This window comes from Plasticicumulans sp. (assembly GCF_035331805.1).
Taxonomy (GTDB): domain Bacteria; phylum Pseudomonadota; class Gammaproteobacteria; order Competibacterales; family Competibacteraceae; genus Plasticicumulans.
This window is the reverse complement of sequence record NZ_DAOLKE010000069.1, coordinates 1-2774: the sequence shown is the minus strand read 5'-3', so window position 1 is coordinate 2774 and position 2774 is coordinate 1. Positions and strand designations below refer to the sequence as shown.

The 2774-nt window shown below is 66.3% G+C and carries 3 protein-coding genes; 2 read left to right on the top strand and 1 reads right to left on the bottom strand.

The window, feature by feature from the left end; all coding sequences use genetic code 11:
• Nucleotides 1-85: 85 nt before the first annotated feature.
• Complete coding sequence (locus PKE44_RS07195; protein WP_324549536.1) at nt 86-919, bottom strand: undecaprenyl-diphosphate phosphatase; 834 nt, start codon at nt 917-919, stop codon at nt 86-88.
• A gap of 82 nt (nt 920-1001) precedes the next feature.
• Between PKE44_RS07195 and PKE44_RS07190 the strand changes: the two genes are divergently transcribed.
• Together PKE44_RS07190 and apbC are read left to right on the top strand one after the other, a co-directional pair.
• Nucleotides 1002-1370: a zinc ribbon domain-containing protein gene (locus PKE44_RS07190; RefSeq protein WP_324549534.1), complete on the top strand. Its 369-nt coding sequence runs from the start codon at nt 1002-1004 to the stop codon at nt 1368-1370.
• A 125-nt stretch (nt 1371-1495) separates the two neighbouring features.
• Nucleotides 1496-2587 carry an iron-sulfur cluster carrier protein ApbC gene (apbC, locus tag PKE44_RS07185; RefSeq protein WP_324549532.1) on the top strand — a complete coding sequence of 364 codons (1092 nt, stop codon included), beginning with the start codon at nt 1496-1498 and terminating at the stop codon, nt 2585-2587.
• Nucleotides 2588-2774 lie beyond the last annotated feature (187 nt).

Genomic DNA, 2774 nt, shown 5'->3' with positions numbered 1-2774 from the left:
AAACGCCGCAGCGGTGCAGACAAAAAAGCCCGGTGTGAACCGGGCTTTTTTCATGAGCCGCAAGGCAGATGCGCCAAGACCCGGCTCAGTCGGTCAGCACCCCGAACATCGGCTGCCCGGTGAAGTAAAAGTACGCGATCACCGCCGAGCCGAGCGCGATCCGGTACCACGCGAAGGCGTTGAAGCTGTGCTTCGACACGAAGGCGAGGAACAGCTTCACGACGATGAAGCCGGAGACGAAGGCGGCGACGAAGCCGACGCCGAAGGTCGGGATGTCGGTGCTTGAAAGCACGTCGCGCGCCTTGTACAGCGAGTACAGCGTCGCGGCGATCATGGTCGGGATCGACAGGAAGAACGAGAACTCGGCTGCCGCCGGCCGCGACAGTCCGCAGAGCAGCGCGCCCATGATCGTCGCGCCCGAGCGTGAGGTGCCGGGGATCAGCGCGAAGCACTGGGCAATGCCGATCATCAGTGCCGTGCGGCCGCTGATCTGGTCGGTCGAGCTGATCGTCGCCGGGCGCTTGCGCGCCTCGATCAGCAGGATGATGAAGCCGCCGACGATCAGCGCCGTGGCGACCGTGACCGGGTTGAACAGGTGCGCCTTGATCACCTTGCTGAACGCCAGCCCGAGCACGGCGGCCGGCAGGAAGGCGACGAGCAGGTTGGCGATCAGGCGCCGGGATGCCGATTCGCTGCCGAGCGTCGAGAGCACGTGGCCGATCTTCGCGCGGTAGTACCAGATCACCGCGAGGATCGCGCCGAGCTGGATGAAGATCTCGAAGGTCTTGGCACGTTCGCCGGTGAAGTCCAGCAGGTCGGCGACGATGATCTGATGGCCGGTGCTCGACACCGGCAGGAATTCGGTCGCGCCTTCGACCAGGCCCAGGATCAGGGCTTTCAGCAGTTCCGGCATGTCCAAGGCAGTTCCTCGTTCGTGGCAGTCGGGTGGGACACGGCGCGCATTCTACGGGGATGCGCCGCCTCGCCGGACTTGTCGCGCCGTGAATCCTGCCGGCGGCGCGGCGGCGCGGCGGCGCGGCGGCGGCGAGCAGGGCGTGATCGGCATCCGGCTTGCATCCATCCTGTGCACACCCCGTTGCTTTGTCACTTCTGTCGGGTTCGCGACAAGGGAGGATTTCATGCCGCTGTTCGATTTTCGCTGCCCGGCCTGTGAGGTCACCTTCGAACTGCTGGTGCGTTCGAGCACCGTGCCGGCCTGTCCGCACTGCGGCAGCCAGACGCTGGACAGGCAGGTCGCCCGCATCGCACCGGCGGCCACGACGCCGGGGCTGCTGCGCAACGCGCGCAAGGTGGCGATGAAGGAAGGGCACTTCAGCAACTACAAGCCGTCGGAGCGTCCGAAGGTCTGAGCCTGCGGCGGATGCAAGCCGGGTTTTCCGAGCGCAGCGGTCGGATACGTCGGATACAATCCCGCATCCCGCCGCAGCCGCACCGGCTGCGCAAGTCGTTTCTGAAACCGCCCGGAGTAGTCGTGATGAGCAGCCTGACCCGGCCGATGGTGGATGCCGCCATCCAGGCCTATGTGGACCCCTACCTCGATCAGGATCTGATCGCCGCCAAGTGCCTGCGCGACGTGCGCATCGACGGCGGCAGCGTGGCCGTCGCGATCGAACTCGGCTTCCCGAGCGGCGAGTACCCGGCGAAGCTCGCCGGCGAACTCGAAACCCGGCTGCGTGCGCTGCCCGGCGTCGAGGCCGCCACGGTCACGGTCACGACGAAGATCATCGCGCACGAGGTGCAGAAGGGTCTCAAGCCCCTGCCCGGCGTCAAGAACGTCATCGCCGTCGCCTCCGGCAAGGGCGGTGTCGGCAAGTCGACGACCTCGGTCAATCTGGCGCTGGCGCTCGCCGCTGACGGTGCGCGCGTCGGCCTGCTCGATGCCGACATCTACGGTCCGTCGCAGCCGCGCATGCTCGGCGCGATGCAGCAGCCCGAGTCGGCCGACGGCAAGTCGATCGAGCCGGTCATCGCGCATGGCGTGCAGAGCATGTCGATCGGCTATCTGATCGAGGAAGAGACGCCGATGATCTGGCGCGGCCCGATGGCCACGCAGGCGCTCGAACAGCTGCTGCGCGACACGCGCTGGAAGGATCTCGACTATCTGGTCATCGACCTGCCGCCGGGCACCGGCGACATCCAGCTGACGCTGTCGCAGAAGGTGCCGGTCTCGGGTGCCGTGATCGTCACGACGCCGCAGGACATCGCGCTGCTCGATGCGCGCAAGGGCCTGAAGATGTTCGAGAAGGTCGAGGTGCCGATCCTCGGCATCGTCGAGAACATGAGCATCCACATCTGCTCGAACTGCGGTCACGCCGAACACATCTTCGGTGCCGGCGGCGGCGAGCGCATGGCCGCGCAGTACGACACCAAGTTCCTCGGCAGCCTGCCGCTCGACATCCGCATCCGCGAGCAGGCCGACAACGGTCACCCGACCGTTGCCGTCGATCCGGACGGACAGGTCGCCGGCCTCTACCGCCACATCGCCCGCCGGGCCGCGGCGCGGCTGGCGCTGTCGGCGAAGGACTACTCGCACCGCTTCCCGAACATCGTCATCCAGAAGAACTGACGGCGGACGGCGCATCAGGCGCATGTAATACCGATCACACGTAACCGCATGGTTTTTCTCCCCCTCTCCCCAACCCCTCCCCCGCGAGGGGGGAGGGGCTGAAACGATCGGGTGTTCAGCGGTGATCGGTATGCGGTGATCGGTATAAAGAAGGGCGCGCGGTTAGAATCGCGCGCCCTTCCTTCAT

What these genes read in the sequence shown, in the direction of transcription:
- apbC (WP_324549532.1), top strand. Translation starts at nt 1,496, where the DNA reads ATGAGCAGCCTGACCCGGCCGATGGTGGATGCCGCCATCCAGGCCTAT.